The organism is Archangium sp. (assembly GCF_057119385.1).
The window spans coordinates 1-26,064 of the sequence record NZ_DBNGVP010000222.1 but is presented as its reverse complement, the minus strand read 5'-3'; the positions used below and the strand labels follow the sequence as shown (position 1 = coordinate 26,064).

At 67.3% G+C, this 26,064-nt stretch carries 26 protein-coding genes and 1 pseudogene; 21 read left to right on the top strand and 6 right to left on the bottom strand.

Translation table 11 applies throughout. The annotated features are described in order from the left end of the window. Positions 1-3 precede the first annotated feature (3 nt). The 5 genes from kamD to kce are packed head-to-tail and all read left to right on the top strand — an operon-like array spanning position 4 to position 4,055. Positions 4-1,554: a lysine 5,6-aminomutase subunit alpha gene (gene kamD, locus AC16DP_RS50340; protein ID WP_329734422.1), complete on the top strand. Its 1,551-nt coding sequence runs from the start codon at positions 4-6 to the stop codon at positions 1,552-1,554. After that, complete coding sequence (locus AC16DP_RS50335; RefSeq protein WP_329734423.1) at positions 1,551-2,045, top strand: hypothetical protein; 495 nt, start codon at positions 1,551-1,553, stop codon at positions 2,043-2,045. Before kamD ends, AC16DP_RS50335 begins: the two co-directional genes overlap by 4 nt. A gap of 5 nt (positions 2,046-2,050) precedes the next feature. Next, a complete protein-coding gene (gene kamE / locus AC16DP_RS50330) occupies positions 2,051-2,839 on the top strand; it encodes a lysine 5,6-aminomutase subunit beta (RefSeq protein ID WP_329734424.1) in 789 nt (262 codons plus the stop codon). Then, positions 2,836-3,231, top strand: coding sequence for a 3-aminobutyryl-CoA ammonia lyase (gene kal, locus AC16DP_RS50325; RefSeq protein ID WP_483957119.1), 396 nt, complete (start codon positions 2,836-2,838; stop codon positions 3,229-3,231). Before kamE ends, kal begins: the two co-directional genes overlap by 4 nt. Further along, a complete protein-coding gene (gene kce, locus AC16DP_RS50320; RefSeq protein WP_414640811.1) occupies positions 3,228-4,055 on the top strand; it encodes a 3-keto-5-aminohexanoate cleavage enzyme in 828 nt (275 codons plus the stop codon). The genes kal and kce overlap by 4 nt, the downstream gene beginning before the upstream one ends. A 90-nt stretch (positions 4,056-4,145) precedes the next feature. Here kce and AC16DP_RS50315 read toward each other — a convergent pair whose 3' ends face one another. Then, positions 4,146-4,889, bottom strand: coding sequence for a 2OG-Fe dioxygenase family protein (locus AC16DP_RS50315; protein ID WP_329734425.1), 744 nt, complete (start codon positions 4,887-4,889; stop codon positions 4,146-4,148). Between the two features lie 360 nt (positions 4,890-5,249). On the opposite strand from AC16DP_RS50315, the gene AC16DP_RS50310 reads away from it, so the two are divergent. The 5 genes and pseudogenes from AC16DP_RS50310 (at position 5,250) to AC16DP_RS50290 (ending at position 8,644) form a co-directional block, all read left to right on the top strand. Continuing rightward, positions 5,250-5,825 (top strand): TetR/AcrR family transcriptional regulator, encoded by a 576-nt coding sequence (locus tag AC16DP_RS50310; protein ID WP_329734426.1) that lies wholly within the window; start codon positions 5,250-5,252, stop codon positions 5,823-5,825. Positions 5,826-5,851: 26 nt separating this feature from the next. After that, positions 5,852-6,627 (top strand): annotated as a pseudogene (locus tag AC16DP_RS50305) (SDR family NAD(P)-dependent oxidoreductase). A 213-nt stretch (positions 6,628-6,840) separates the two neighbouring features. Continuing rightward, complete coding sequence (locus tag AC16DP_RS50300; protein WP_414640812.1) at positions 6,841-7,500, top strand: dual OB domain-containing protein; 660 nt, start codon at positions 6,841-6,843, stop codon at positions 7,498-7,500. Between the two features lie 9 nt (positions 7,501-7,509). Next, a complete protein-coding gene (locus AC16DP_RS50295; protein WP_329734428.1) occupies positions 7,510-8,184 on the top strand; it encodes a DUF488 domain-containing protein in 675 nt (224 codons plus the stop codon). A 22-nt stretch (positions 8,185-8,206) separates the two neighbouring features. Beyond that, entirely contained in the window at positions 8,207-8,644 is a 438-nt protein-coding gene (locus AC16DP_RS50290; RefSeq protein ID WP_329734429.1) for a DUF488 domain-containing protein, read from the top strand. Positions 8,645-8,816: 172 nt separating this feature from the next. Here AC16DP_RS50290 and AC16DP_RS50285 read toward each other — a convergent pair whose 3' ends face one another. Both AC16DP_RS50285 and AC16DP_RS50280 read right to left on the bottom strand, forming a co-directional pair. Further along, positions 8,817-10,070 carry a TCR/Tet family MFS transporter gene (locus AC16DP_RS50285; protein WP_329734430.1) on the bottom strand — a complete coding sequence of 418 codons (1,254 nt, stop codon included), beginning with the start codon at positions 10,068-10,070 and terminating at the stop codon, positions 8,817-8,819. Positions 10,071-10,122: 52 nt separating this feature from the next. Beyond that, positions 10,123-12,285 (bottom strand): hypothetical protein, encoded by a 2,163-nt coding sequence (locus tag AC16DP_RS50280; protein ID WP_329734431.1) that lies wholly within the window; start codon positions 12,283-12,285, stop codon positions 10,123-10,125. 180 nt (positions 12,286-12,465) lie between these two features. On the opposite strand from AC16DP_RS50280, the gene AC16DP_RS50275 reads away from it, so the two are divergent. The 4 genes from AC16DP_RS50275 (at position 12,466) to AC16DP_RS50260 (ending at position 19,123) form a co-directional block, all read left to right on the top strand. Continuing rightward, complete coding sequence (locus AC16DP_RS50275) at positions 12,466-14,307, top strand: LIC_10091 family protein (RefSeq protein ID WP_329734432.1); 1,842 nt, start codon at positions 12,466-12,468, stop codon at positions 14,305-14,307. Beyond that, complete coding sequence (locus AC16DP_RS50270; protein WP_329734433.1) at positions 14,304-16,358, top strand: M14 family metallopeptidase; 2,055 nt, start codon at positions 14,304-14,306, stop codon at positions 16,356-16,358. Before AC16DP_RS50275 ends, AC16DP_RS50270 begins: the two co-directional genes overlap by 4 nt. A 211-nt stretch (positions 16,359-16,569) precedes the next feature. Then, positions 16,570-18,213 carry a serine/threonine protein kinase gene (locus AC16DP_RS50265; protein ID WP_329734434.1) on the top strand — a complete coding sequence of 548 codons (1,644 nt, stop codon included), beginning with the start codon at positions 16,570-16,572 and terminating at the stop codon, positions 18,211-18,213. A gap of 28 nt (positions 18,214-18,241) precedes the next feature. Then, entirely contained in the window at positions 18,242-19,123 is an 882-nt protein-coding gene (locus AC16DP_RS50260; protein WP_483957118.1) for a DUF2381 family protein, read from the top strand. 109 nt (positions 19,124-19,232) lie between these two features. Here the strand turns inward: AC16DP_RS50260 and AC16DP_RS50255 are convergent, their stop codons facing one another. Together AC16DP_RS50255 and AC16DP_RS50250 are read right to left on the bottom strand one after the other, a co-directional pair. Continuing rightward, positions 19,233-19,658, bottom strand: a complete 426-nt coding sequence (locus AC16DP_RS50255; protein WP_329734435.1) for a hypothetical protein — start codon at positions 19,656-19,658, stop codon at positions 19,233-19,235. A gap of 14 nt (positions 19,659-19,672) precedes the next feature. After that, positions 19,673-20,140, bottom strand: coding sequence for an HNH endonuclease (locus AC16DP_RS50250; RefSeq protein WP_329734436.1), 468 nt, complete (start codon positions 20,138-20,140; stop codon positions 19,673-19,675). A 35-nt stretch (positions 20,141-20,175) separates the two neighbouring features. On the opposite strand from AC16DP_RS50250, the gene AC16DP_RS50245 reads away from it, so the two are divergent. The 4 genes from AC16DP_RS50245 (at position 20,176) to AC16DP_RS50230 (ending at position 23,347) form a co-directional block, all read left to right on the top strand. Beyond that, on the top strand, positions 20,176-20,532 hold the full coding sequence (locus tag AC16DP_RS50245; protein ID WP_329734437.1) for a transposase: 357 nt from the start codon (positions 20,176-20,178) through the stop codon (positions 20,530-20,532). Positions 20,533-20,783: 251 nt separating this feature from the next. Continuing rightward, positions 20,784-21,557: a GNAT family N-acetyltransferase gene (locus AC16DP_RS50240; RefSeq protein WP_329734438.1), complete on the top strand. Its 774-nt coding sequence runs from the start codon at positions 20,784-20,786 to the stop codon at positions 21,555-21,557. Positions 21,558-21,668: 111 nt separating this feature from the next. After that, positions 21,669-22,577, top strand: a complete 909-nt coding sequence (locus AC16DP_RS50235; RefSeq protein ID WP_483957117.1) for an SGNH/GDSL hydrolase family protein — start codon at positions 21,669-21,671, stop codon at positions 22,575-22,577. A gap of 83 nt (positions 22,578-22,660) precedes the next feature. Next, the gene (locus tag AC16DP_RS50230) at positions 22,661-23,347 is read left to right on the top strand and encodes a lipase family alpha/beta hydrolase (RefSeq protein WP_329734440.1); all 687 of its coding nucleotides are present in this window, start codon (positions 22,661-22,663) and stop codon (positions 23,345-23,347) included. A 24-nt stretch (positions 23,348-23,371) separates the two neighbouring features. Here the strand turns inward: AC16DP_RS50230 and AC16DP_RS50225 are convergent, their stop codons facing one another. Next, the gene (locus AC16DP_RS50225) at positions 23,372-23,602 is read right to left on the bottom strand and encodes a hypothetical protein (protein ID WP_329734441.1); all 231 of its coding nucleotides are present in this window, start codon (positions 23,600-23,602) and stop codon (positions 23,372-23,374) included. A gap of 62 nt (positions 23,603-23,664) precedes the next feature. On the opposite strand from AC16DP_RS50225, the gene AC16DP_RS50220 reads away from it, so the two are divergent. From AC16DP_RS50220 to AC16DP_RS50210, 3 genes are all read left to right on the top strand, one after another. Further along, positions 23,665-24,633 (top strand): DMT family transporter, encoded by a 969-nt coding sequence (locus AC16DP_RS50220; RefSeq protein WP_329734442.1) that lies wholly within the window; start codon positions 23,665-23,667, stop codon positions 24,631-24,633. Between the two features lie 7 nt (positions 24,634-24,640). Then, entirely contained in the window at positions 24,641-25,435 is a 795-nt protein-coding gene (locus AC16DP_RS50215; protein ID WP_329734443.1) for a response regulator transcription factor, read from the top strand. Between the two features lie 147 nt (positions 25,436-25,582). Then, positions 25,583-26,064: hypothetical protein (locus tag AC16DP_RS50210; protein ID WP_483957116.1), on the top strand; the 482-nt coding region annotated here is incomplete at its 3' end.

Here is a 26,064-nt window from a genome sequence, read left to right as displayed (position 1 = left end):
ACCATGCCAGGTCCGTTCATCGATGACGCGCAGATCGCCCGTGCGCGAAAGCTGGCGGAAGACATCACCGAGCCCATCTTCGAGCTCATCCGCCGCAATACCACCGTCTCCGTCGAGCGCACCGTGCTGCGCTTCTTCGGCATCTCCGACGCGGGAGCCGGAGGCGTGCCGCTCGCCAACCTGATGGTCGACCGGCTCAAGGCGGCCGGAGTCCTCAACAAGGGCGCGGCGTACTGGTACGGCCGTGCGCTGCAGATGGGGGCGCGCAGCCCCATGGAGGCCGTGGAGCGGCTGACCGCGCTGCCAGCGGAGAAGCTGGGGCCCCTCTCCCCGGAGATGGAGCAGAACCTCCGCGACGAGGTGCGCGCCGAGGCCCGCGCCGCCATGGACGACTTCAAGTCCCGCATCGCCCAGCGTGACGCGTTGCGCAAGGAGCTGGGGAGTGGCCAGGCGCCGCACAAGTACGTGATCGTCGCCACGGGCAACATCTACGACGACGTGGATCAGGCCCGTGCGGCGGCGCAGGCGGGCGCGGACATCATCGCCGTCATCCGCTCCACGGCGCAGTCGCTGCTGGACTACGTGCCCCACGGCGCCACCACCGAGGGCTACGGCGGCACGTACGCCACCCAGGAGAACTTCCGCATCATGCGCGAGGCCCTGGACGACGAGGGCCGCAAGCTCAAGCGCTACATCCAGCTGACCAACTACTCGTCGGGTCTGTGCATGGCGGAGATCGCCTTCGCCGCGGCCTACGAGCGGCTGGACATGCTGCTCAACGACGCGATGTACGGAATCCTGTTCCGCGACATCAACATGCGGCGCACCTTCATCGACCAGTACTTCAGCCGCCGCATCTGCGCCGCCGCCGGCATCATCATCAACACCGGCGAGGACAACTACATCACCACCGCGGACGCGTACGACGCGGCGCACACCGTCATCGCCAGCCAGTTCATCAACGAGACCTTCGCCAGGCGCGCGGGCCTGAAGGACTGGCAGCTGGGCCTGGGGCACTCGTACGAGATCGACCCGTACCGGGCGGATACGCTGCTCTTGGAGCTGTCGCAGGCGATGCTGGTGCGCCGGTGCTTCCCCAACGCGCCGCTGAAGTACATGCCGCCCACCAAGCACAAGGAGACGGACATCTTCTTCAGCCACGCGTACGACGTGATGGCGGACCTGGTGGCCATCTGGACGCGGCAGGGCATCCAGCTGCTGGGCATGATGACGGAGGCCATGCACACGCCGCTGCTGGCGGACCGGTACGTGGCGCTGAAGGCGGCCAGCTACATCCACCGGGCGGCGGCGGGCATCGACGAGGAGTTCACCGTGCGCGAGGACGGGAAGATCGCCAACCGGGCGCGCGAGGTGTTCGGCAAGGCCATGGAGCTGCTGGAGGAGTGCCAGCGGGACGGCATGGTGGCGGCGATTGGCCGGGGCCACTTCGGCGACGTGAAGCGCACGGAGACGGGCGGCAAGGGGCTGGACGGCGTGCTGGAGAAGGCGCCGGACTACTTCAACCCGTTCCAGGACATGCTGGAGGCGCCATGATGCTCGGCTCATTGCTGGTGATGGTGCTCGCGGCCGGGGAGCCGGCGGCGGAGCTGACGAAGTACGAGGTGAAGACGCTCGCGCTGCAGGTGCCCTCCGAGTGGCAGCAGTCCGAGGCGGATGGCACCCAGCGCTTCGATGACCCGGCCGGGGACGCGTACCTGCTGGTGGACGTGGGCACGGTGCAGTCCACGGGGATGAAGCCGCAGAAGTGCCTGGAGAAGATCCTCGCGGCCATGGGGAGCGAGCCGGGCGGCTGGAAGCAGCTCAAGCTGGGCAAGGCCCCGGCGGCGCGCCGCGTGGACTCGGACACCACGCCGGACGGCGCGGAGTCGGTGCAGACGGTGACGTACGTGGGTTGTGACGGGAAGACCACCTGGTCGCTCGTCTTCCACATGGACGCGAAGAAGAAGGACCGCTTCGAGACGCTGGCGGAGAAGGTGGCCGGCAGTGTCGCGTACGCGAAGTCCTCGGCCAGGAAGGGGAAGTAACGGCCATGGCGACGAAGCCGACGAAGCAGATCATCCGCCCCTACGGCGACCGGCGCGATGACGGCGTGGTGCAGCTGTCGTTCACGCTGCCGGTTCCGTTGTCGGAGAAGGCCAAGGAAGCCGCGGCGGTGTTCGCGCGGAAGATGGGGTTCTCCGACGTGAAGGTGGCCGCCGCCGAGCGCGCCGCCGACACGTACACGTTCTTCATCGTGTACGCGCGCACGCAGCACTCGCTGGACTACGCGGAGATCGACGTTCCCGAGGTGGTGGTGAAGAAGCTCGGGTTCGATGACCTCAACGCGCTCATCAAGGAGAAGGTGGGGCGGCGCATCGTGGTGTTCGGCGCGTGCACGGGCACGGACACGCACACGGTGGGAATCGACGCCATCCTCAACATGAAGGGGTACGCGGGCGACTACGGCCTGGAGCGCTATCCCTGGTTCGAGGCCTTCAACCTGGGAAGCCAGGTGCCCAACGAGGAGCTCATCAAGAAGGCCATGGCGCGCAACGCGGACGCCATCCTCGTGTCGCAGGTGGTGACGCAGCGGGACGTGCACAAGGACAACTCGCGCCAGTTCATCGAGGCGGCGAAGGCGGCGGGCATCCACGGCAAGACGCTGCTCTTGCTGGGGGGGCCGCGCGTGGATCTCAAGCTGGCGCTGGAGCTGGGCTTCGACGTGGGCTTCGGCCCGGGGACGAAGCCCTCGGACGTGGCCAACTACATCGTGCACCAGGTTCTCCAGAAGGAAGGCAAGGAGGACAAGAACGTGCACTGGGAGGGGGAGCCCAAGTGAGCAACGTGAAGGCTGTCATCCGGCTGCGCATGAGCAGCCACGACGCGCACTACGGTGGAAACCTGGTGGACGGTGCGCGGATGCTGGGGTTGTTCGGCGACGTGGCCACCGAGCTGTGCATCCGGATGGATGGGGACGAGGGCCTGTTCCGGGCGTACGACTCGGTGGAGTTCCTCGCGCCGGTGTACGCGGGGGATTTCATCGAGGCGGAGGGGGAGATCATCCAGACGGGGAACACGTCGAGGAAGATGCGCTTCGAGGCGCGCAAGGTGATCCGCCCGAGGCCGGACGTGAACGACTCGGCGGCGGACGTGCTGGCGGAGCCGGTGGTGGTGTGCCGGGCGAGCGGGACCTGCGTGGTGCCGAAGGACAAACAGCGAGGTCAGCGATGAACCCCATGGTCATTACGGCGGCGATGGTGGGGGCGGAGACGACGCGCGAGCAGACGCCCTACCTGCCGATCAGCGCGGAGGAGATCGCCGAGGACGCGGCGAAGTGCCGGGAGGCGGGAGCGGCGATGGTGCACCTGCACGTGCGCACGCCGGACGGCAAGCCGTCGCAGGACACGGAGCTGTTCCGTGCGGCGATCCGGGCCATCCGCAAGCGGACGGACATCCTCATCCAGGTCTCCACGGGAGGAGCGGTGGGGATGGGCGTGGACGAGCGGTGCGGGGGGCTTCGGCTGACGGGCGAGGATCGGCCGGACATGGCCACGCTGACGACGGGGACGGTGAACTTCGGGGACGAGGTGTTCTGGAACCCGCGTCCGCTGGTCCGGGACATCGCGAAGCGGATCAAGGCGTTGGGGCTGAGGCCGGAGTTCGAGTGCTTCGACGTGGGGATGGTGGACGAGGCGAGGGCGCTGGCGAAGGAAGGGGTAGCGGACCTGCCGGGCCACTTCGACTTCGTGCTGGGGGTGCCAGGGGCGCTGACGGCGCGGGAGGACGCGCTGGACTTCATGATCAAGTCCCTGCCGGAGGGGAGCACGTGGACGGTGGCGGGGGTGGGGAGGCACCAGTTGCCGTTCGTGGAGCTGGCGGCGGAGCGAGGCGGTAACGCGCGAGTGGGGCTCGAGGACAACATCTACGTGTCCAAGGGCGTGCTGGCGAAGGGCAACTGGGAGTTGGTGGCGGAGGCGGCGAAGCGAGCGAAGGCGAAGGGCCGGACGCTGGCGACGCCGCAGGAAGCGCGCAAGCTCCTGCGCCTCGACGCCTGAGCCACTCGAGTCGATACCTCGCCCACAATATCCCCTCTCCCTTCGGGAGAGGGACGGGGTGAGGGTATCAGTCCCTGGGGTTGAACCCGTTCACCCCGCCGAAGCGGTGGGCCCCTGGAACCCCCTGGAGCGGAACGTCAGCACCAGGGTATCCCGGTGCCCCCGTTCACCCAGGGGCTGGATCGGGGTGCTCTCATGAATCACCCGTTCATCATCGAGCAGCAGAGCTGACCAAGGCTCGGTGAGGGTGAACCGGATGCCATGGGGTCCGGAGGCCTCGAACACGCGGGTCTCGCCGCCCTTGATGCCCTCGCGTCCGACGAGGAGCACGGCGACGAAGTCGACGCCGTCCCGATGCGCACCCTCGGGAGTCGGCCGGCCAATGCCATCCGTGGTGTCGATGCGGAACTGATGGGCCTCGACGAACCACGGCTGTGCCCCCTTGATAGCGGAGCAGCACGCGGCGAGCCCGCGCAGCAACTGGGCCCAGACCGGCTGATCGACCACCGCGGAGGTCATCGGCTCGAACCACCGCTCCAGCCCGCCATGAAGCGCGTTGTACTCGACGGGCTGCCAGTGGGCGCGGTGGGGCACGGGTCTGACCTCCGAGCCCTCGACGACGAAGCACGAGTGCCTGCGGGAGCGATAGCGGCCGCCGTCGCGCAGGTAACCATCGGGAAGCAGACCCTCCCAGGTCGGGCGCAGGGCATCGAGTGAGGAGGCGGGGGTACCCACCAGCTCGCACAGGCCGGAGCGGCTGAGGACGGCGTAGCCGCGCTCGCGCAGGACGGCGGTGACCTCGGAGGGGGGAGTGAGGGGAGGCGAGAAGCTCATGGACGCGCGCACCATGGCCGGGCGGCGCCTGCTTGAAAAGAGCCTTGGCGCCATCCGTCCTTGCGCCGGGCCCGGTTGCGGATTGTCCATATCATATTGCGGTCGTAATTAGTGTTCACGAAGAGGGGCGAACATGACCACGAGCTACGTCATCGACGCGGTAAACGGCGCTCGACGAGCTGGAGCGGACCGGCGAGCAGACCGCGCTCATCACGCTGTGCGTCAGTGGAGGCCAGGGCATCGCCACCGTCCTCGAGCGGCTCTGAGCCCCCGGGCCGCCCCTCGTCCGGAGTCCGAGCGAGCCTTGACCCATGAGGGGCGAAACATTATCCCCATCATGAACCGGCGCGAGGTGGCGGCATGAGCCAGAAAGCGGAGCAGAAGCAGAAGTCCCACGAGGCCATCCTCGAGTCCGCCGCGGCGCTGCTGCGGGAGCGGGGGATTCGAGGCAGCTCCGTGATGGACGTGATGAAGGGGGCGGGGCTCACGGTGGGGGGCTTCTACGGGCACTTCGAGTCCAAGGAGCAGCTCTTCACCGAGACCATCCGGAGCACGGCGCGGGCGATGTGGAAGGCGATGCTCCAGCGGGCGACGAACGACCCCGCGCGCACGCCGATGATGAGCGTGCTGGAGCGCTACCTGTCGCGGAAGCACCGGGACAACCCGGAGGTGGGGTGTCCCCTGCCGAGCATCGCCTCGGAGGTCGCGAGGGAAGGGGAGCCCTACCGGGGAGCGCTGGAGAGCGAGCTCAACGGGTTCATCCATGACTTGAGTGGCCTGGTGGGGCAGGGGGAGAAGGCCCGGGAGAAGGCGATCGCGTTGCTGGCGCTCATGTACGGGGCGCTGACGTTGTCGCGAGCCGTTCGCGGTACGCGCCTCAGTGACGAGTTCCTCGAGGCGGCCAGGAAGTTCGGAGCACAGGCCCTGGAGGAGTAGCGGCCTGCTCTGCTAGAGGGCGGCCCATGGATACGGATCTTCGAGGCAAGGGAGGGCTCGGCACGGGGGGGCGGGGGGCATCGGGAGCGCGGTGGTGAGGGCCTTCGCGGACGAAGGGGCGAAGGTGGCGGTGCACTACCACCGGAGCGAGGACAAGGCCCAGGCGCTGGCGAAGGAGCTGGGCGGCACGGCGGTGCGAGCGGACCTGACGTCCGAGTCCGACGTGGACGCGATGGTTCCCGCGGCGGTGAAGGAGCTGGGCCGGCTGGACGTGCTGGTGGCGAACGCGGGCGTGTGGCCGCCGCCGGACGAGGGCGTGTGGCAGATGTCGCTGGAGCGCTGGCGCCGGACGCTGGCGGAGAACCTGGACAGCGTCTTCCTGAGCTGCCGCGCCTTCCTGCGCCACGTGGAGAAGACGGGCACGGGCAACATCATCATCATCGCCTCGACGGCGGGGCTGTTCGGGGAGGCGGGGCACTCGGACTACGCGGCGGCGAAGGGCGCGCTGGCGAGCGGCTTCCTCAAGAGCCTGAAGAACGAGATCACCCGCATCGCGCCGATGGGCCGGGTGAACACGGTGTGCCCGGGTTGGACGGCGGTGGAGCGCCACAAGGACAAGCTGGAGAACCCGGCCTTCATCAACCGGGTGACACGCACCATGCCGCTGCGCAAGGTGGGCCGTCCCGAGGACGTGGCGCGCGTGGTGGTGACGCTGGCCTCCGACCGCATCTCCGGCCACGTGACGGGCGAGGTCATCACCGTGGCCGGCGGCATGGAAGGCCGCGTCCTGCACGAGACCTGAGCCCCGCTCAGGGCGTGGGGGCCGGAGCCGCCGCAGCGGCCTCCTCGCGCGGGCTCGTGGCCCACCTGGCCAGGCCGATCGCGCACAGGCTGGGCGGAGTGGGAGTAGTGTGCCACCAAGAGCCGAGCGGCGGTGCTGTTCTCGCCCCCACATCGTAAATGGGGCTACTGGGTGGTATGCTTCTTGCCGTCCATCAATTGAGGTAGGGGGGATATGCAGATCATCGTCACTGACGTAACCCTCATGCATAACGGGCATGTGTGCGTTGCTGGTTGGGACTTGGAACGTAAGTGCATGGTACGGCCGCTGGCTGGACCGGGTCAGCACTGGGCCGAGGAAATGGCGGGTGAGCACCTCTTCGAGATGGGGAATGTTGTGCAACTCGTTCCCTCGAAGGCACGCAATACGCGTGGCCTCCCTCATGCCCGAGAGGACGTGATCATTAAGGAGGAGCCCGAGTTAATCGGTAGTGTTCCGCCCGCACAGTTACCGTCACGGCTGGCGGAGAGTGAGCATGCGTCGGTGAGGCAGCTATTTGCTGGTCATTTAAAGTCAGGAATGTACGTATTGGAAGGGAGCGATTGCCCGTCTCTCGGGGCCGTCTCCGTCGATTGTAGGCGGATGGGGTTCGAAGAGAGAGAAAAGCCCAAAGGCCCTCAATTACGGTGTTGGTTCTATGACGCTGAGGGCGTGTCTTACAATTTTCCGGTGGTCAGTAGGACAATCCGCGCAATGTATGAGGAAGGTGGACTGGAGGCAGTCGTAGAGTTACGCAAGAGGCGGCGATTAGCTCATGTGCGTTTGGGCCTCGCCAATCCATTCAAGGACGATGGTCGTTGTTGGGTCATGGTCAATAACGTCCTCTTCTACTAGGTTGATGGCATGAGCGGTGGTTCGCGAACCATGGGTGGAAGCGATTCACTGGTGATCTACACCATTGGTCACTCCAACCACGATGTGAAGAAGTTCACCGCGCTTCTGCGGGGTGCCGGAATCACCGCAGTAGCCGATGTGCGCTCGACGCCTTTTTCTCGCTTCACGCCGCAGTTCAATCGGTCCGCGTTGAAGGTAGTTCTGGCCGAGGCAGGGATAGCCTACTCCTTTCTAGGGGAGGAACTAGGCGCACGGCCTAAGGATCGTGCCTGCTACCGCGATGGCACCGCCGTTTACGAACTCATAGCAAAAACCTCTTTTTTTCAAGCAGGATTGGAGCGGGTACTAAAGGGAACTCAGCGTTACCGCATCGCTCTCATGTGCACGGAAAAGGATCCGTTGGACTGCCACCGTAACATCCTAGTCGCGCGGCACTTGGGGGCACGCGGTGCTTGCATTCGTCATATTTTGGCGAACGGTCGTGTCGAGGAAAATGCAGCGACCGAGCTAAGATTGCTCAAGCTTACAGGGCAGCGAATGCGTGACATGTTCGTGCACGAAGCGATGGGAGAACCGCTTACGCGAGCCTACGAGATACGTGGTGCCACCATTGCCTACACGGAGGTGGGGGCGGAGCAGGATGAGTCCTCCCCTTCACATGACGAACGGGGAACGCGACAGTAGGTCTCGTGGTAGAGGGGATTCTATGGAACTGATGACCATTGGATTCACGCAGACCTCCGCCGAGCACTTCTTCAAGCGCCTCCAAACCGCAGGGGTAAAGCGCGTAATCGACGTTCGTCTCAATAACACTTCGCAACTCGCAGGCTTTGCCAAAGCTCAGGATTTGGCTTGGTTTCTACGCGTCATTGGAGGCATCGACTACGTGTACGAGCCATTGCTTGCTCCGACGGAAGATATGCTTGCTGCCTACAAGAAGGAGAAGGGAGATTGGGGAGAGTACGAGCGACGCTTCTTGGCTCTCTTGGAGCAGCGGCGCGTCGAGGATAAGTTTACGCCGACGCTCTTCGACCGTGGGTGCTTGCTGTGTAGCGAAGCCACTTCAGAGCATTGCCATCGTCGACTGGTGGCTGAGTACCTGCGCCGCAAGTGGTCTGAGCCCGTCGCTGTGCGACACCTTTAGTTAAAGGTGGGTTTTCTTTGTGCTTCGTGTCCTCTCGTCCCAGTGCCAACTGGGCCAGTCGGAACGTGGCACAAATGTCGAGCTTCTCGGGTAACTCCCACTACGTCAACCCTGTATGTGTCTATTGCGGTTCCCTCGTACAGGAACCTTGGACTCCTGCCTGTAGCTTGCGTCAGGCGGTAGGGCTAACGGCGGCCTCCTCGCGCGGGCTCGTGGCCCAGCCGGCCAGGCCGATCGCGCACACCAGCATCAGCGCGGCGAGCAGGAAGGGCGCGCCGGGCAGACCCCAGCCGAGCCCCGGGCCGATGAAGTACGCGAGCGTCTGGGTGAACATCGCGGGGCCGATCATCCCCGCGATGCCCATGATGCTCGAGAGCGCGCCCTGGAACTGGCCCTGCTCCGAGGGGCTGATGCGGCGGGACATCAACCCCTGGGCCGCGGGGCCGGTGAGCCCCCACAGCGCCATCACCGGCACGCCGAGCCAGAACACGAGCCCGGTCGGGGCCAGGCCGTAGAGGATGAAGCCCAGCGCGCCGAAGAACAGCCCCAGCATCAGGGCGCGCCGCTCCCCGAGCTTCTTCACGGTGGGCCGCACCAGGACTCCCTGCACGAGCCCGGAGCTGAGGCCCACGCCCGCCATGGTGATCCCCACGGTGCGCTCGTCCCAGCCGAAGCGGTAGCCCGCGTACAGCACGAACACGCTGGGCAGCGCGACGTGGGCGAGCTGATAGAGGAATTGGACGCTCGACAGCCGGAGCACCTCGGCGTTCGAGCGCAGCAGCTTCAACGCGCCCACCGGATTGGCGCGCCGCCACTCGAAGGCCTTGCGCCGCTCGGGAGGCAGGGACTCCGGCAGGACGAACAGGCCGTACAGCGCGTTGGCCAGACTCAGGCCCGCGGACACCCAGAAGGGCAGGCGCGCATCCACGCCGCCCAGCACCCCGCCGAGCGCGGGCCCCAGGACGAAGCCCACGCCGAACGCGGCGCCGATCAGTCCGAAGCTGGCGGCGCGCTTCTCCGGTGGCGTCACGTCCGCGATGTAGGCGCTGGCCGTGCTGATGCTCGCCGAGGTGATGCCGGAGATGACCCGGCCCGCGAACAGCCAGCCCAGCGTCGGCGCCAGCGCCATGAGGATGTAGTCGAGCCCCAGCCCGAAGTTGGACAGGAGGATCACCGGCCGCCGGCCGAAGCGGTCCGAGACGGCACCGAGCAGCGGCGAGAAGAAGAACTGCATCAGCGCCCAGGCCGTGGAGAACACGCCGAAGACGCCCGCGGCCCGCGCGGTGTCGCCGCCCAGCATGGAGACGACGATCTTCGGCAGCACGGGGATGATCATCCCCATGGCCAGGATGTCGAGCAGGACGGTGACGAAGATGAAGGCCAGCGTGGCGCGGCGGGGGCCCGCGGGGACGGTCGGTTCACTCATGGCGGGCGACGTCTAGCACCTTCCCGGCCGAAGGGGTGAGTCCCCCCACGCATCAGGTCACGTCGCTGGTGCACTGGATGTACGGGCCATGAGGCGCGCAGGTGGCGTTCTTGACCCTCGCCCAGTCGCCCTGGGGCCAGACGGTCTTGGCCCAGTCGGCGATGGTGTTGACGAGCGCCGGGTCCGCCCCGTGGTACTTGAACCGCGGCAGCATGAAGTAGATCCGGTTGCCCAGGGAGCCGTCGTAGAAGCCGTTGATGACCTCGGTGGTGGTCGCGCCGCCCCCGTTGAGCCAGTCCGAGACGCTGTACTGGCGCGTCTTGTCCCACCAGGTGGACAGGAAGGCCTGCAGGATGGCCGCGCGCTCCGCGTGGGTGATGTCCGACCACCCCGGCATGAGATCCGTCACGACGAAGCGGCTCAGGTCCCCCGAGGTCCTCGGCGTCCACCCCGCCCCGTACGGCGCGTTGGGCTTGAGCGTGTTGTCCGCGGTCTGCATCCCCTTGGCCAGGTAGAGCGTGAGCAACCCCTGGACGGGCGTGGTGCCGAGGGGCGTGCGGCTCAGCCCCTTGATGGCGCCGGGCACATAGCCCCAGTCGAGGGGCCGCTGCGAGCTGCGGTCCGCTCCATCCGAATGGTTGCCATTGAAGAGGACGAGCGCGACGTGGTACCAGCTCATCGAGAAGTAGGTGAACATGAACGGGCTGTTGTCCTTGATGCCCGTGTTGTTGACCGGCAGCTTGATCATGTGGGGCGAGGCATCGAAGGTGCTGTTGGTCATCCACGCCCGGGTGTCTCGCGAGGAGGGGTGCACCAGGCGGGCCTTGTCCTCCAGCCCGAACTCCTGCATCACCTCCCACGTCTTCACCACGTGCCAGAGCGCGGTGGAGTAGACCTTCCGCGAGTACTCGGCGGTCAGGCCGTTGGTGGCGCTCGGGAACCTCGGCGAGAGGAACTCGAAGAGGCGCAGGTTCCACAGGCCGTTGGGGTAGTAGAGCAGGTTGCGGTAGTGGGTGTAGCCGGCGGCCTTCACCCGCGCGGCCAGCTGCCGCATGGACTCGGTGGGCGTCGCGGTGCCCTCGCCGTTGTAGGCCATGTTGAGTCTGTCATTGACGAAGGCATCCCCCCACGCGTCCTTGGGATGGATGGCCGGCAGCCAGTGATTCCAGTCGGGGAGCTGGAAGAAGATGGGCACCTCGCGGGCGCTGAGGTTCCTCGCCGTGGAGATGGCCTCCTTCGTGATGCCCGCCGGGAAGAGGTACCGCAGCATGTCGCGGTTCTGCTCCACGACCGCGTCCACGCCAGCTCCCGCCGCCCATTGCTCGACGGGCCTGGAATCCAGCCCCGGCCCGGGCTGATAGGGCGGGTTCCACGGCCGCCCCGGATTGGGTACGGGCAGGCTCCGGATGTACGAGGCCACCCGCTGGGCCTCCAGGTCGCTCAGGCCATGGAACCTCGAGCGCTCGATGATGGAGGCATTCGAGTAATTGAAATACTTCAAGTCCCGTCCGTCCTGGGCATGGCAGTCCATGCACCGGGCCCGGATGGCCGTGGAGTCCTTGTAGGAGCGCCTCAACTGCCGCGTGCGCCAGAGCTTCTCGCCCTCGGCGATGGAGAAGGCATCCGTGAGCGGGGGCTTCCAGGTGTTGGGATCCTCCTGCACGAAGAGGGAGTCCGGCAGGACGCGGCTGCCATCGGCCCGGAGCAGGTTGAGCTTCAGCACCCGGTAGCCGATGGAGCGCCCATCCGAGGTGTTGAACCGGAAGGCGATCTGGTTCGAGCCCGCCACGAGCGCCCCGGTGGGAACGCCCAGGTTCAGCTTCACCGTCGAGAAGGCGCCGCCAATGCCTCCGTAGTTCTTCCCGAGCCCCTCGACGGTCACCGTGGTGTTGCTCAGGGGCAGCCAGGCACCGGAGTTGAAACGGACACTGGCCTTGTTCGCGTAGCTCAGGTTGTACACCTGCAGCCAGAGCCGCAGGGGCTGCTGCGCGTCCTGGGCCGTCAGGCCCACCGTCACGCTCTTCGTGACGCCCTCGGCCCCGAGCACCTCGATGGGCAGGGTGATGGCCGGGGCGAGCTCCCGGCGGGCCGACGCCTGGACCGGCTCCGGCTGTCCCGTCTCCAGCTCCTCGGGGGCCGCGAGGCATCCCGTGAGCCACGACGTGACACCCGCGAGGCAGCAGAGGAGGAAGGAGGAGTGTTTTGTTTTTGACATTGTTTGAGGCGCAATCATTCACCTCGTGCAATGGCTGACAAGAGCGGGCGGGGGAGCGAGTGCCCCTTCGCCAGATCAGACAGCAGGCGATGGCTGTCTTTCCGGGGTGGTGCAGGGGCCCACGAGGAGGAGGGAAGAGATCTCGCGGAGGGGGAAGGGCAGCGGGTAGCATCGCCCGCGATGGCATTCGAACTGGTTCTGTTGTGGCTCGTGACGGCGGTGCCGTGCGAGAAGACGCCGCCGCCCGGCATGGTGTGCATCGAGGGGGGAGAGGCGATCGTGGGCGCCGATGATCACCAGGCCGCGGAGAAGCCCCGGCACCCGGTGTTCGTCGAGACGTTCTACCTGGATGCGAAGGAGGTCACGATCGCCGACTACAGCCGGTGCGAGCGAGCGGGGGCCTGTCCGAAGCTGCAGCGTCCACCGTACTACGCGCGCTTCCAGAAGCCCGAGCTGCCCGCGGTGCCCATCACCTGGGACCTGGCGCACCAGTACTGCGTGTTCGCGGGCAAGCGGCTGCCCACGGAGGCCGAGTGGGAGAAGGCCGCGCGCGGGCCCGAGGGGAAGACGTACCCGTGGGGCGACGAGGCGCCCTCGTGCGACAAGGCGAACTACAAGGGCTGTCCGGGAGACGCCACGCGGCCGCCTGGCAGCTACCCGCCCGGTGCCTACGGCCTCTACGACATGGCGGGCAACGGGTACGAGTGGGTGAAGGACTGGTGGACGCCCTGTTTCAAGGGCTGTGACAAGGCGTGTGGGGAGGCGTGCCTGCGCGCCAACCCGAAGGGGCCGTGCGACGGCGCGAGCCCGTGCAAGGGCTACACCCAGCGTGTGCTCAAGGGAGGCTCCTGGTACTGGCCCGAGGAGATGCTGCGCGGTTCCTGGCGGCGGGGCGAGCGTCCCAAGAGCGGGCTCCACCGCCTGAGCTTCCGCTGCGCCTCGACGACGCCCCAGCTGTCCGCGTGGCCGCCCCGGTTCATGACGGAGCCCCCGGGCCGGCCGGCGGATCCGAAGCCTCCGAGCGAGGAGGAGCGCGCCAAGGCGTTCGCGGTCGTCGAGGACACGGACGTCTTCGAGATTCCCCTCTGTGGCCGCGTGGGCAAGGCGCGCGTCGATTGCCGCGACCCCATGAGCTACGTCAAGTCGAACGAGGTGCTCCAGTACCTCTTCGGGGATGCCATCAAGAACGTGGGGGGCGGGTACGTCGGGCTCGGAGCCGATCAGGGCTATTCATACATCGCGCATGCGCGGAGCCAGTGGGCGTGGCTCTTCGACTATGACCCGACGGTGGTGCGGCTGCACCACGTGCTGAGGGCCGTGGTGAAGCGGGCGCCGACCCGCGAGGACTTCGTCGCGGCCTTCACGGACAAGCAGGTGAAGGCGACGCGGGCCGCCATCGAGGAGGAGTGGGCGTCCCTGCCGAAGGAGGAGCGCGCCGCCATCAGCGGTGTGTTCGAGCGCGCCCGGCGGCAGCTGTGGGCCAACTACGCGCGTCAGCTCAAGCCCGCGCGCTGGACGCAGGGATTCGGCTGGCTCCAGACGGACGAGAACTACCGCTACGTGCGCCTGATGTTCGAGCAGGGGCGCATCATCGCCGTCAAGGGCAACATGCTCACGGACAAGGCGCTGCCGTCCATCGCTCGCGCCGCCCGTTCCCTGGGCGTGCCCATCCGCGTCTACTACCCGTCCAACGCCGAGGAGCAGTGGAAGCAGCTGCCTCCCCAGTACCGGGAGAACGTGCGCCAGCTGCCCTTCGACGAGCGCAGCGTGATCCTCCGGACGTTGATCTCCCACAAGTTCCACAAGTTGGAGTCGTACTGGCACTACATCGTCCACGGCGGGCTGCATGCACAGGAGCACCTGGGGCTCCCGGGATACGCGAACGTCTGGAGCTTCATGGAGGACCGCCAGCAGGTGGGCGCGTTCGAGAATGTTTCCAAGCGAGACCGTTACATCGACTTCCTGAGCTACATCGGCGTGCCCTCGGCCACGAGCTCCGTGGTCGCGGAGTCGAAGCCTTGAGGTCCGGCGGGGCGCTCGTCCTCGCCGTGTTGCTCGCCGCGGGTCTCGCGCGAGGGGAGGGTTACCCCATCCCTCGTGGCGAGCACCCGGTCGCGTGGAAGCCGGCGGAGACCGTCGGCGAGTGGAAGGCCGAGGGGGACGCGCTCGCGCTCACCACGCCGAAGGCGCTCCGCAACTACTTCATCCAGGAGGACGAGGCCGCGTCACCGGCTCCCTTCGTGCGCGCGAGGATCCAGAATCCGGCCCGTGCCGATCTGGCCCTCCTCTTCCGCGCGAAGGTACGCGCGACCCAGCCCCTGTTCGCGCTCACGGGCTATGGCCTCTACGTGGATGGGCGCCGGGAGACGGTGGGCTTCGTTCGCTATGACAGGACGCGCTCGGATGACAGCGGCGTGCGCGCGAAGGTGCCTGGACTCGCGAAGGTGGCGGAGCTCGAGCTCGTGCTCTTCGCCGCCGGGCCGGCCTTCGCCGTCCACGTGTACGACGCCCGCACCAAGGCGGAGCTCGCGAGCCTCGTCTGGTCCGACGCGGCGTTCGCCGGGGGCTCGCTCGGCGTGTACGCGCACAGGAATCAGGCCGCGGACGTGCGGGTGTCGCTGTTCGTGCCGGATCCTCCGGAGGAGGAGGCGTCGGCTCGTGATGGCCTGACGCTCGAGTGGCTCGTGCATGTCGAGCGGGGCCTCCAGTTCGCTCCGGAGCTGCGCCGTCATCTGCGCCGTGTCGCGCGCGAGGCGGACGCGGATGTGTACATCGCGAGCGAGCTGGGTGTGCACCTGCTGCGCGCGAGCTCGGTCAGCGTGCTCCAGATGCATCCCGGGGTGCCTTACCGCTTCCTGGACTCCACTTTCGAGGAGCGCCTGGCCCAGGCCCGCAAGGCGCCCGTGCGCGATGGCTTCGTCGAGGGCATCAAGGATCCCGAGCTCATCGAGCGGGCGATGAGGGCCCTCGCCGCACGGGCTCCGGAGCGCACGCGCATCATCGAGGTCGGCCGTACCCACGAGGACCGGCCCCTGCTCGCGTTGCTCATTGGCGACGCGTTGGACGACCACACCCGCCCGGCGCTGCTGTTGTGCGCCGGCACCCATGCCAACGAGGTGGTGACACCCGAGCTGCCGCTCGACGCGGCGCGCTGGTTGTTGGAGAACGCGAAGGACAAGCGGGTCGCGCGGTGGTTGAGCACGTTCCATGTGGTGGTCGTTCCGCTGGTGAATCCCGATGGAAGCCACGGGTACTGGCACGTGTCCACCGAGCGGGGGCGCACCAACCGGCGCAAGGACGAGCAGGCGGCGGAGCTGGGGCTGTTCGAGTACGGCGTGGACCTCAACCGCAACTATCCATTCCAGTGGGGGAGCGTGGAGGACCGCTACAACAGCGCGGATGCGCGCTCTCCGTTCTATCGAGGGCCGGCGGCGGGCTCGGAGCCCGAGGTGCAGGCGATGATGAAGCTGGGCGAGGCGTGGCGCTTCGTCGCGATGGTGTCGTACCACGCGGCGGCGAGCCGCCTGCTCGTGCCGTACACGGTGGAAGGAGCCCGTGAGCCGAAGCCCTCGGCGGCGTGGGCGGTGGCGCCCGGGATGATCGACGCGGTGGCGCCATTGCCGAAAGGCAAGCGCTACGAGGCGGTGCGCCACCTGTATCCGGTGGCGGGGACGGATCAGGACTGGTTCTACTGGAGCTTCGGGACGCTGGCGTACCTGGTGGAGCTGCCGTTCGTGTCACCGGGGCCGAAGCGGCCGCTCGAGCCGATGGTGGAGGGAGCGCGAGGCTTCTGGCAGGTGTTGATGGATCGCTTCCTGGATGGCCCGTCGCTCACGGTGCAGGTGCCGGAGTCCTTCCGGTCGGAGGGGCCGGTCACGGTGGCGGTGGAGCAGGTGACGTGGCCGAACGGGGAGCGCTTCACGGCGCACCCGGAGTCGGGAGTGTTCCACACGTACCTGCCCGCGGCCGGGCGTTACACGGTGAAGGCGACGAGCGCGTCGGGCAGGACGGTGTCCCAACCCGTCGATGTCGGCACGGAGCGAGTGGTGCTCGCCCTCACCGAAGCGTCCTGAATCAAAGTACCCCCAGGCAGCTCAGGCACGGAAGACACAGAGAACCCCCAAGGACCTCTGGCGCGGAGAACCCCTCGCCCTCCGGGAGAGGGACGGGGTGAGGGTATCGAGGCCCCCGGGTTCCCATCCCTCATCCCATGCCCAACCCCAGAGGTCAGGGCCCGCCCCCTCCTCTCTCTGGTAGCGTCCGGAGCTTCCGGAGGGACGCGGCATGCTCGACGAAGACGGTCAGTTGTGGGGGGCGGTGCCTGTGCTCACCCCTGGCACGGAGGTGGCGGGTTTCACCATCGAGGGAACGATTGCTTCTGGCAGCTTCGGAACCGTGTACCGTGCGAGGCGGAGCGGGCGGCCCTACGCCGTCAAGCTGGTGCGCATCACTCCGCGAGGTGACCGGGAGGCGGCTGCGCTCCGTCTGATGCGGCACCCCAACGTGGTGACCTTCCACGGCTATGGCCTCTGGCCCGAGGAGGAGCCGTGCTTCCTCGTCCTGGCCTTGGAGCTCGTCGAGGGCCGTACGCTCGACGTCTGGGCAGAACAGGAGAATCCCTCCGCGCTCGAGTTGGTGATGCGGGTGTTGCTGCCCCTGGCGCTCACCCTGGCGGACGTGCACGCCTCGGGTGTGGTGCACCGGGACATCAAGGAGGCCAACATCATCGTGCGCGAGTCGGACGGGCAACCGGTGCTGGTGGACTTCGGCGCCGCGGGCCTCAAGGAGGGGGCACTCCGTCTGACGATGCGGCTGCCGCCGGGCACCGCCGAGTACCGCAGCCCCGAGGCGTTGCGCTTCGCCCGGCAGTGGGAGGGCGAGCACTACCCCTTCTCGCCGGGAGATGACCTGTGGGCCCTGGGGGTCGTCCTCTACGGGCTGTTGACGCGCACGCTCCCTTTTGGAGACCGGAACAACCCCGGGTTGAATCGGGCCATCCTCGAGGAGACGCCGCCGGCCCCGCATGAGCTCAACCCGCGTGTGCCCCAGGTCTTGAGTGACGTGTGCATGGGGTTGCTGGAGAAGAAGCTCGAGGACCGCTACCCGGACGCGAAGGCACTCGCGGAGGACCTGCTGGAGCAGTGCACCCAGGCGGACTCCTCCTGGCGCACGCCGATGTTTCCGAGAAGCGGCCAGGAAAAGCGCTCCCCATCCCCCGCTCCGGGGGCGCCCCGGCGCCAGTGGCCCCGGCGATGGTGGGTGGCTGGCGGGCTCGTTCTCACCGCGGCCCTCCTGCTGCTCGTGCCCGGGGTCACCCCACGTAAGGCGTCACCCACCTCTTCCGCGACGCCCCGGGGCAACTCCGGCCAGGAAGTCGTGGCTCCGGCCAAAAAGGTGGAAGTTGTTCCCGGCGCGGCACTCCCGCCCGCGCCCGTCGCCGCCGCGACGAAAAGCGAGGAGCCCAAGATGAAGAAGACGATCCGTACCCTGGTTGCAGCCGGTTGTGTTGCCGGCTCCCCCGGCTGTGTCAGCGGGCCGCAGTCGCGCCCGCCCCCTCCGGAGGAGTGTCCCCCCGGAGCTGCTGCGATTCACCAGCGCTTCGGCATGTTCGGGTGGCACGGGACCATGTTCCCGCCCTTCGTCAATGGGATCTTCCCGGTGCGAGAGGGGCCCATCACCACCGAGAACATTGGCCCTTGGGGGGCGATCCCTGATCGAGCGCTTTTCACCGGACGCGTCTTCTTCGGGAAGGACCGCGTCTATGCACGCTTCACCCAGGTTCGTTTCCCGACCGGCGAGGTGCTGCCGGTCTGTCTCCAGATGGTGCGGAATGCGGATCTGGGCATTCCGAAGGAGCCCGGCAGCAAGGGCGATGTGGCGCTCATCGACTCCTCCGTGAGCATCGTTCCGGTCCGCCGCTTCGATTGATCAGCTCCTCATCTGGAGGCTTCGTACCGTGCCCCTACCGCCCCCATCGGTCCTGCTCCTCGTGCTGCTGCAGAGTTCACCGCGGACACCGCCCGGGGTTGGTGCGTGTGAGACCGTGGAACGTGTTGAGCTGGCCTCCCCGACGGGGGGCCGGGAGATCTGTGTCAGTCCCGGCCTGGCAACGAACCTGCGCTTCGACGCTCCCGCGTTCGTGGAATTGCAGGACGAGGTTCGCTTCGAGCAGGTCGTCCGTGACCGCCGGCTCCTCACGTTGATGCCGCCGCCAGACATGGCCGAGGGGGAACGGCTGCGGCTCACAGTGCACTTCGAGGGAGAGCCTTCCCCGAGCGGCATCTCATTGATGCTGGTGGGCCATTCGGGGCAGGCGACGCACCAGGTGGAGGTGTCCCGCGACGAGCGCACTCGGGAGTCTCTTCGACGGGAATTGCTCCAGGAGCGTGCCAGGACAGCGCAACTGCGCGAGGCACTTGCGCGAGCAGCGGCCAGGCTCCATCAGTCCGGTGGACTCCGGGGGCTCATCCTCAGCGGAGCATTGGGGTCAAATGCCATCCAGTTCCACGAGTTCTACCAGGGCTCGAAGGGATACACGGAAGGCGAACTCACCGTGACGCGCGGAGCGAGCTACCGCTCGGACAAGACTGTCGCGCTGGAGGTTTGGTTGGAGAACTCTGGCACGACGCCGTGGACGGTTGCTGGGGCCGCTCTGTCCGTGAACGGCGTGCCGATGGAAGGGCTCTCCTGGGAGGCCACGACGATTCCGCCAGGCCAGAGAGATCGGGTGGTGGTGGAGGTGCCAGCCATCCGAGGAGAGCCGCAAGGCAACGTCACGCTGAGACTGTGGGAGGAGGGGCCTCGCACCATCGACATTCCAGACGTCATCTTCCCATAGGGGTAGTGCTCAACCCGCCTTATTCACCAGAAGGGCTGGAGGGTGACCGGAAAAAATGTCCACCGGACATTGTCGGCCCGCCGGTTCCAGGGCGCCGTCTTGGGACAAGCTAGGCCCGTGGTTCCGGGGAAATGAGGTCCGTGCCATTGACGAAGATTCTCCCATTCAAGCTGCGCGCCAGTTCCAGTGCGGCTTTCAGGAAGACATCCTCAGAGAGGACCTCGGAGGTTCCCACGACGCCGACCAGCCACTTGGTTCCTCCCACGAAGTGAATCAGCTCCTTTCTGGTGGATTTAGGAAGATCCTCGCGTCGCCAGAAGTAACTGCTGGTTCCCAGGATGATCCTGCTGAACTGATCCAATGGCCCGGCATACTCCAGCGAATTGAAGGTGAGCGTTCCCTGGGCGCTCGTGAAACTCGCGGAACTCCACCGCTCAGGTTCGCCCTCCCAGTGCAACAACCATCCGGGAAGGACGTCCCGCATGGAATGGATGGCCTGATGGTCAACGACCGGGCTGTAGATGGTGCAACGCACGTTTTCTTCTCCCCTTACTCGTGACGTCCACCAGAAGCTTCCCGGCCTCCAGAATGGCCCGTCCTGACATGAGTGTCACGAGCGACCAGTTGAAGCGTCACACCATCTTCATGGTGATGCCAGGTCAACTCCGGGATGCGTGGCCAGCCCTTCTTGATGGCATCGAGTTGCTCAGGGGTCAAAGTGGGCACCGCCTCCGGCCTGATCTCGAGTATTTCTCGGAGTTGGCGTGTGGCATCCGCGAACTGGCGGGCATCGCTCACTTCGGGGCCGCGGAGCTCCTCGGGGATGGTGATTTCCGCGATGGGTTCGAAGATGGGGTAGCCACCGCTGTTGTAGAGAACCCCCGTCACCGGATGGCGCTGGCCCGCCAGGTGCTCGTTCTTGTGCGAGCGGGCCCTCTCACATTCCGGGACCTGGCCGGGCGCGTGGGCCGTGCCCGGGAGCAGGACGAGCGCGGCGACCCGGGCCCAGAAGGGCATGGGGAGTGCGATGGGCTGGGGCGCCCTGACGGGCGGTGACTGGATGGCCGTGGGGCCCGGCGCTCTCCTCGGCCAGACGGCCCAAGTCCAACTACCAGGGCCATCCGCCCGTGCGGCGCTCGGTTTCAATCGATGCCTTCGCCAACAACGAGGTGCGCCTGCTGCTCAACGCGCTGGCCTACGACCTCGTGCACGCCGCGCGCGTCTTGCTCGAGCAGGCCACGGTCGAGGGCCGGGGGCTGCGCCGCGTGCGCGAACGGGTGCTCAAGGTGGCGGCGCGAGTGCTGCTACACGCCAGGAGAGTGGTGCTGGTGATTGCCCGGGAGTCGGCTGGCCTCTGGCAGAAGTCATGGACGAAGCTGGGCTCGCTGAGCACGGCCCACCTCACGTAAGCCGCCTGACGGCAATCCCATCGCCCCCGTCGAGTTCTCCGTCGTCCCCTCCAACTCCTCCTATTCGCTCCCCGCTGCACCGGGCGGACTTCGTCTGCCTTGCGTTCGAAGTCGCAAGCCAACGCCCTCGACTTCAGCCCTCGTGCATGCTTTGAGCCAGTCATCGTGAATATGGTGGGCTCAACCGGTCAGCGGGATTCGCGCGCCGGAAACCGTGACACCGGGCGCGCCGGGTTCGAGGATTCGACACGATGAATCCCATCGAACGCTTGCAGTCGTACATGCGCCGGAGTGCCGCGGGCCGCTACGAGTCCATCCCGGTTCCGCCCTTCACGGTCTTCATCCATCCGCACGATCCCCTCATCTACTTCAACTACGCCATCCCGGACGGGCCCATCACGGGGGACGTGCGCGAGCCGTTGCGGCGGCTCCGGGCCGAGTTCCAGAAGAGGGGCCGGGTGCCCCGTTTCGAGTACGTCTCCGAGCTGGCGCCGGCCCTGGCGCACACGCTGCTCGCCGAGGGCTTCCAGCTGGAGGCCGAGGCCCGGTTGATGGTCTGCACGCGCGAGCGCTTCACGCCCGTGGCGGTGCCGGAGGGGGTCTCGTTCCCGGTGCTCTCGTCCGAGTCCTCGCGCGAGGAGGTGCGCACGTACTGCAACACCTCGCGGAAGGCCTTCTCGCCGGGCGAGCCCTACGAGGCCTCCGAGGAGGATGTCTCCAAGACGCTGGAGGAGCTCCGGGAGGGCAGGGCGGTGGTGGGGTACGTCGAGGGAGAGCCCGCGGTGGTGGGCACGTTCACCCCACCGTGGGACGGCATCGCCGAGCTCGGCGGAGTGGCGACGATCGAGCGCTTCCGCAAGCGGGGACTGGGCAGCGCGGTGACGTCCCGGGTGGCACAGGAGGCCTTCGCGCGGGGCGTGGACGTGCTGTTCCTGAGCACCATCACCGAGGAGGCCGGCCGCATCTACGAGCGGGTGGGGTTCCGGTTCGTGACGCGGATGCTCTTCATGTCCGTTCCGGCCTGAGACGCCCGGTCCTTCCTTCACCGAGCGGGCAGGGAAGGGCCAGGCTGATTTGTTCTCAGCCGCGCACGGGCGCGGTAGCTTGCGCGGGAGATGGAGACCCACCTCGCTCGTGTGCTCGTGTGCCTCGCCGCCCTGTCCACCGGAGTGGGGCGGGCGGACCCTGGGACGGACGGGAAGCCGGAAGCACCTCCGGCCCGGACGGTGCTGCTGCTCGGGGACAGCCTCATCGTCACCAGCTTCGGCGAGTCCCTCGAGAAGTCGCTGAACGAGCACCCGGGCACCCGCGCCATGCGGAAGGCGAAGTCCTCCACGGGGCTCGCCCGCCCGGACTTCTTCGACTGGATGAAGGTGGGCCGCGAGGAGGTCGAGCGCCACCGGCCCGACGCCGTCGTCGTCATCATGGGCGGCAACGACGGGCAGGGGCTCACGGACGAGAACGGCAAGGCGAAGGTCCAGTGGGGCGCCTCGGGCTGGGAGGACGCGTACCGTCAGCGCGTCGTGGACTTCCTGGGGGTCCTGCATGCGCCCGGCCGGAAGATCCTCTGGGTCGAGCTGCCGTACACCGGGCTGCCGAGGTTCGAGCGCAAGCTGGGCATCATCCGGCGCGTCCTGCGCGAGGCCGTGTCGGCGCACGAGGACTCGAAGTACCTCGAGACGAAGCCATTCTTCACCGACGCGAAGGGCGCCCTGCTGCGCGAGGCCCGGGTCGAGGGCTTCCGCAAGCCGATGAAGCTGAAGATGGAGGATGGGGTCCACTTCACGTTGGCGGGCGGCCGGTACTTCGCCACCCAGGTGTACCCCGCGGTCCTCGGGCTGTTCGGGCCCGACACTCCGAAGCCGGCTCCGGTGGCCGCTGTGGCCCCGGCTCCCTCCGAGGCCTCGGCTCCCTCCGTGGCCCCGTCCTCCGCCCCGCCGGTGGAGAAAGAGGTCCGCAACCGGGAGCCGGCGGTCTGCCGCGAGTTCGACGCCGTGTCGGAAGCTCCAATGACGACGATGCCCATGGCCCTCTGCTACCCATGAGAACCGGAAGAAAAACCACCCCCTGGCCGCGCCTGGTTGCGTGTCTGCTGGCGATGGCGACATGCTCGTGCGCAGCCATCACCATGACCTCCGCGCCCGCACGTGTCTCCGCCGCCGGTGCTGCCCCCGGGCGGGTTCCGGTCCTGCTGGTGCACGGCATCGATGACGATGCGAGGACCCTGGCGCCGCTCGCGAACGGGCTGACGCGGGCCGGCTTCCAGGACGTGCAGATCGTCGAGCTGAAGCCCAACAACGGGGATGCCCCCATCTCCGTGCTGGCCGGACAGGTGGCCGAGGCCGCCGCGAGCCTGCGCGCGCGGACGGGCCAGGCGCGGGTCGACGTGGTGGCCTTCAGCATGGGGGCGCTCGTCAGCCGCTACTACCTGCAGCGGCTGGAGGGGCGGAACCACGTGCGCCGCTTCGTGTCCATCTCCGGTCCCCACGCGGGAACGCTCACGGGCTGGCTGCGCGCCAACCCCGGTGCGCGCGACATGCGGCCCCACAGCGAGCTGTTGCGAGGGCTCGCCGCGGATGAGGCCCCGTTCGGGGACGTCGAGGTCTTCACCCTCTGGACGCCGCTGGATCTGATGATCATCCCCGCCAGCTCCTCGCGGCTGAGCGGAGCCCGGGAGCGGACCATCCCTGTCATCCTCCACCCGCTGATGCTGCGCGATGGGCGGGTCCTCCGCTCGGTGGAGGAGGCCCTCACGCTGGAGCGTCCCGAGGACTTCAGGCCCCTGCCGGTCGAGCTGCCTCCCGGCGGTCCCTGAGACCCTCGCTCGAGACGTGGAGCCTCAGGCCCGCGTGGGCCCGGAGTCGCTGGGCGGGGTGGGGGCGGGCGGCGCGGGCTTCTTCGGAATCGTCGAGCGGCGCGGCGAGCCCTTGATGGCGTAGTTCAGCAGCATGGCCCCTGGCAGGAGCATGCCCAGCCCCTGGTTGAGGTTGGCGGGGGGATGGACCACGGCCCCGAGGGCCATCGCGGCGAACAACAGACCACACACCACACGGACGATGATGGAGCTCACGGGGCTTCCTGGGAACGGGGCGACCCATGATAACCAGGGATTTTCCGCGTGCACGTGTCCCCATGAAAAAGTCCTCCACGGCCCTGGTGGCGATCCTGCTCGGACTGGCCTCGGCGCTGTTCTTCACCATGACCTACGTGCTCAACCGCAACATGGCGGCGGGAGGGGCGTTCTGGGCCTGGAGCGCGTCGCTGCGCTACTTCATCATGTTGCCCCTCATGTCGGTGCTGGTGGCGGCGCACGGGGGCATGCGGCCGTTGGTGGCCGAGCTGAGGAGGCACCCGGGCGAGTGGCTGCTCTGGAGCAGCGTGGGTTTCGGCGTCTTCTACGCGTTCCTCACGGTGTCGGCGGACTACGGGCCCTCGTGGCTGATCGCCGGCTCCTTCCAGCTCACGGTGCTCGCCGGCCCGCTGCTGTCGCCGTTCATCTACACCGACGCGCGCCGGCGCATCCCCTTCAAGGCCGTGGGCATGGGCGCGTTGATCGTCCTGGGCGTGCTCGTCATGCAGCTGGGGTACTTCCAGCTCTCCATGCCCGCGAGCGCCTGGCTGGCGCTGCTCTTCGTGGTGATCTCCGCCGTCGCGTACCCGTTGGGCAACCGCCGGGTGATGCTGCACCTGGAGCGCGAGGGCGTCTCGCTGGATGCCAGCCAGCGCGTGCTGGGGATGACGCTGGGCAGCCTGCCTTTCTGGCTGTGCGTGGCGGCCTACGGCTACGCGAGGGTGGGGTGGCCCCCGGCGGGGCAGGTGCTGCAGTCGGCCGGTGTGGCGCTCTCCTCCGGGGTGATCGCCACCACCCTGTTCTTCCGCGCCGCCCAGATGACGGCGAACAACCCGGTGGGGCTGTCCGCCGTGGAGGCCACGCAGGCCACCGAGCTGCTCTTCGCGCTGCTGCTGGGCGTGCTCTTCCTGGGCGAGCCCTGGCCCTCCGCGTTCAGCTTCGTGGGGGCCGGGCTCATCGTGGTGGGGATGGTGCTCTACAGCCGCGTCAGCGTGGCCGCCGAGCTGGAGCCCGCCGCGGTACAGACGTGAGGCGGCCATGCGCGAGTTGGAACCGGTCTTCGCCATCTGGGACAGCCTCGCCGAATTCAATACATCGGAGAGCGATGCCGCGCTTCGTCATCTCTTCGAATGCCTGGCGAAGCTCGTGCGCGCGGACAATGTCTTCTGGTTCTCCGCCGTGCGGCTCATGTCGGGAGAGCTGACGAACGAGGACCTCGGCCACGGATGGCGGATGCGTTCCTACGAAGTCTGGCGGCCCGATCCCGCGAAGCAGGCGCGGTTGCAACTCTTGCAGAAGAGCCTCGACAAGAAGAGCGATGTGCCGCTGGGTCTGACGACCACGACCATCTCGGGAGAAGCGGGCCGCTTCCGCGTGCATCGTTTGCGTGACGGGTGGATTGATTTCAAGACGTTCAAATCCACCCCGCACTATGATTTGTTCTACAGGCTCCCGCGAATCGACGATCGCATCTGGGTGGTTGTCCCCCTGGGTCCCGATACGGAGTCCTACTTCGTCATCGACAAGATCGCGACCCGCACGCGTTTCTCCGCATCGGACGCGGAGCTCGCCGGCGTCGTGCTCCGTGGCATCAAGTGGTTCCACCGGGCCCTGGCGCTCAGCCACGGCCTCATCGCCGCCCGCTCGCCTCTCACCGCCATGGAGCGCCGCGTGACCCGGCTCCTGCTGACGGGGCGCTCGGAGAAGGAGATCGCCGATGCGCTGGGCTCCACGCTCGGAACCACCCACAACCACGTGGGACAGATCTTCCGCAAATTCGGCGTCCGGAGCCGCGCGGAGTTGACGGCCATCTGGCTCGGCCACCGCAAGTAGCCCGTCGCGCGGACCGTGCTGATCAGCACGGTAGGCAGCGGGGCCGGGTTCCGCTACAGAGGTGGCTATTCCGACGAAGGCGGTTTTGACACGTCTTGCGCGGAATCCAGTTCCACATCCGCTCGACAAGAGCGAGGAGATGAGTTCATGAAGAAGCTTTGTACGGCCTTGGGCGTTCTGGCAGTCCAGCTCTCGGGTGCATCGGCTTTCGCGCAGGTCGCCACCGTCTATTCCGGAGACAACGCCAGCGGCACGGCGGTGCAGCTCTATTCCCAGGGGACGTATGCGATGGACAGCGGGTGCGGCCCGGTCCTGGGACTGGGCCCGAGCAATGTGCTGGGTTTCCGTCCCCGCTTCATCCAGCTGGCGGACGGCTACCAGGTGAAGCTCCAGGGGTGGTACGGCAACCCCGGGGACACGCACTGCGCGGGACCCAGCGCCTCGCTGGTTCCGATCACCTGCACCAACTCGAAGAACCTCTATGACGCGGGTTGCATCAGCGGCTGGGTGTACGACAACGTCGGCGGCGCGGTGATCATCGAGAAGGTGCCGACCCCGCAGACGGACCCCGGCGTGCTCGCCACCGTCTACTCCGGTGACAATTTCAGCGGCAAGGCCGTGGCGATCCG

Coding starts and splice junctions, on each gene's coding strand:
- kamD (WP_329734422.1), top strand. CDS start 4: ATGCCAGGTCCGTTCATCGATGACGCGCAGATCGCCCGTGCGCGAAAG.
- AC16DP_RS50335 (WP_329734423.1), top strand. CDS start 1,551: ATGATGCTCGGCTCATTGCTGGTGATGGTGCTCGCGGCCGGGGAGCCG.
- kamE (WP_329734424.1), top strand. CDS start 2,051: ATGGCGACGAAGCCGACGAAGCAGATCATCCGCCCCTACGGCGACCGG.
- kce (WP_414640811.1), top strand. CDS start 3,228: ATGAACCCCATGGTCATTACGGCGGCGATGGTGGGGGCGGAGACGACG.
- AC16DP_RS50315 (WP_329734425.1), bottom strand. CDS start 4,889: ATGAGCTTCTCGCCTCCCCTCACTCCCCCCTCCGAGGTCACCGCCGTC.
- AC16DP_RS50310 (WP_329734426.1), top strand. CDS start 5,250: ATGAGCCAGAAAGCGGAGCAGAAGCAGAAGTCCCACGAGGCCATCCTC.
- AC16DP_RS50300 (WP_414640812.1), top strand. CDS start 6,841: ATGCAGATCATCGTCACTGACGTAACCCTCATGCATAACGGGCATGTG.
- AC16DP_RS50295 (WP_329734428.1), top strand. CDS start 7,510: ATGAGCGGTGGTTCGCGAACCATGGGTGGAAGCGATTCACTGGTGATC.
- AC16DP_RS50290 (WP_329734429.1), top strand. CDS start 8,207: ATGGAACTGATGACCATTGGATTCACGCAGACCTCCGCCGAGCACTTC.
- AC16DP_RS50285 (WP_329734430.1), bottom strand. CDS start 10,070: ATGAGTGAACCGACCGTCCCCGCGGGCCCCCGCCGCGCCACGCTGGCC.
- AC16DP_RS50280 (WP_329734431.1), bottom strand. CDS start 12,285: ATGTCAAAAACAAAACACTCCTCCTTCCTCCTCTGCTGCCTCGCGGGT.
- AC16DP_RS50275 (WP_329734432.1), top strand. CDS start 12,466: ATGGCATTCGAACTGGTTCTGTTGTGGCTCGTGACGGCGGTGCCGTGC.
- AC16DP_RS50265 (WP_329734434.1), top strand. CDS start 16,570: ATGCTCGACGAAGACGGTCAGTTGTGGGGGGCGGTGCCTGTGCTCACC.
- AC16DP_RS50250 (WP_329734436.1), bottom strand. CDS start 20,140: ATGCCCTTCTGGGCCCGGGTCGCCGCGCTCGTCCTGCTCCCGGGCACG.
- AC16DP_RS50240 (WP_329734438.1), top strand. CDS start 20,784: ATGAATCCCATCGAACGCTTGCAGTCGTACATGCGCCGGAGTGCCGCG.
- AC16DP_RS50230 (WP_329734440.1), top strand. CDS start 22,661: ATGACCTCCGCGCCCGCACGTGTCTCCGCCGCCGGTGCTGCCCCCGGG.
- AC16DP_RS50220 (WP_329734442.1), top strand. CDS start 23,665: ATGAAAAAGTCCTCCACGGCCCTGGTGGCGATCCTGCTCGGACTGGCC.
- AC16DP_RS50215 (WP_329734443.1), top strand. CDS start 24,641: ATGCGCGAGTTGGAACCGGTCTTCGCCATCTGGGACAGCCTCGCCGAA.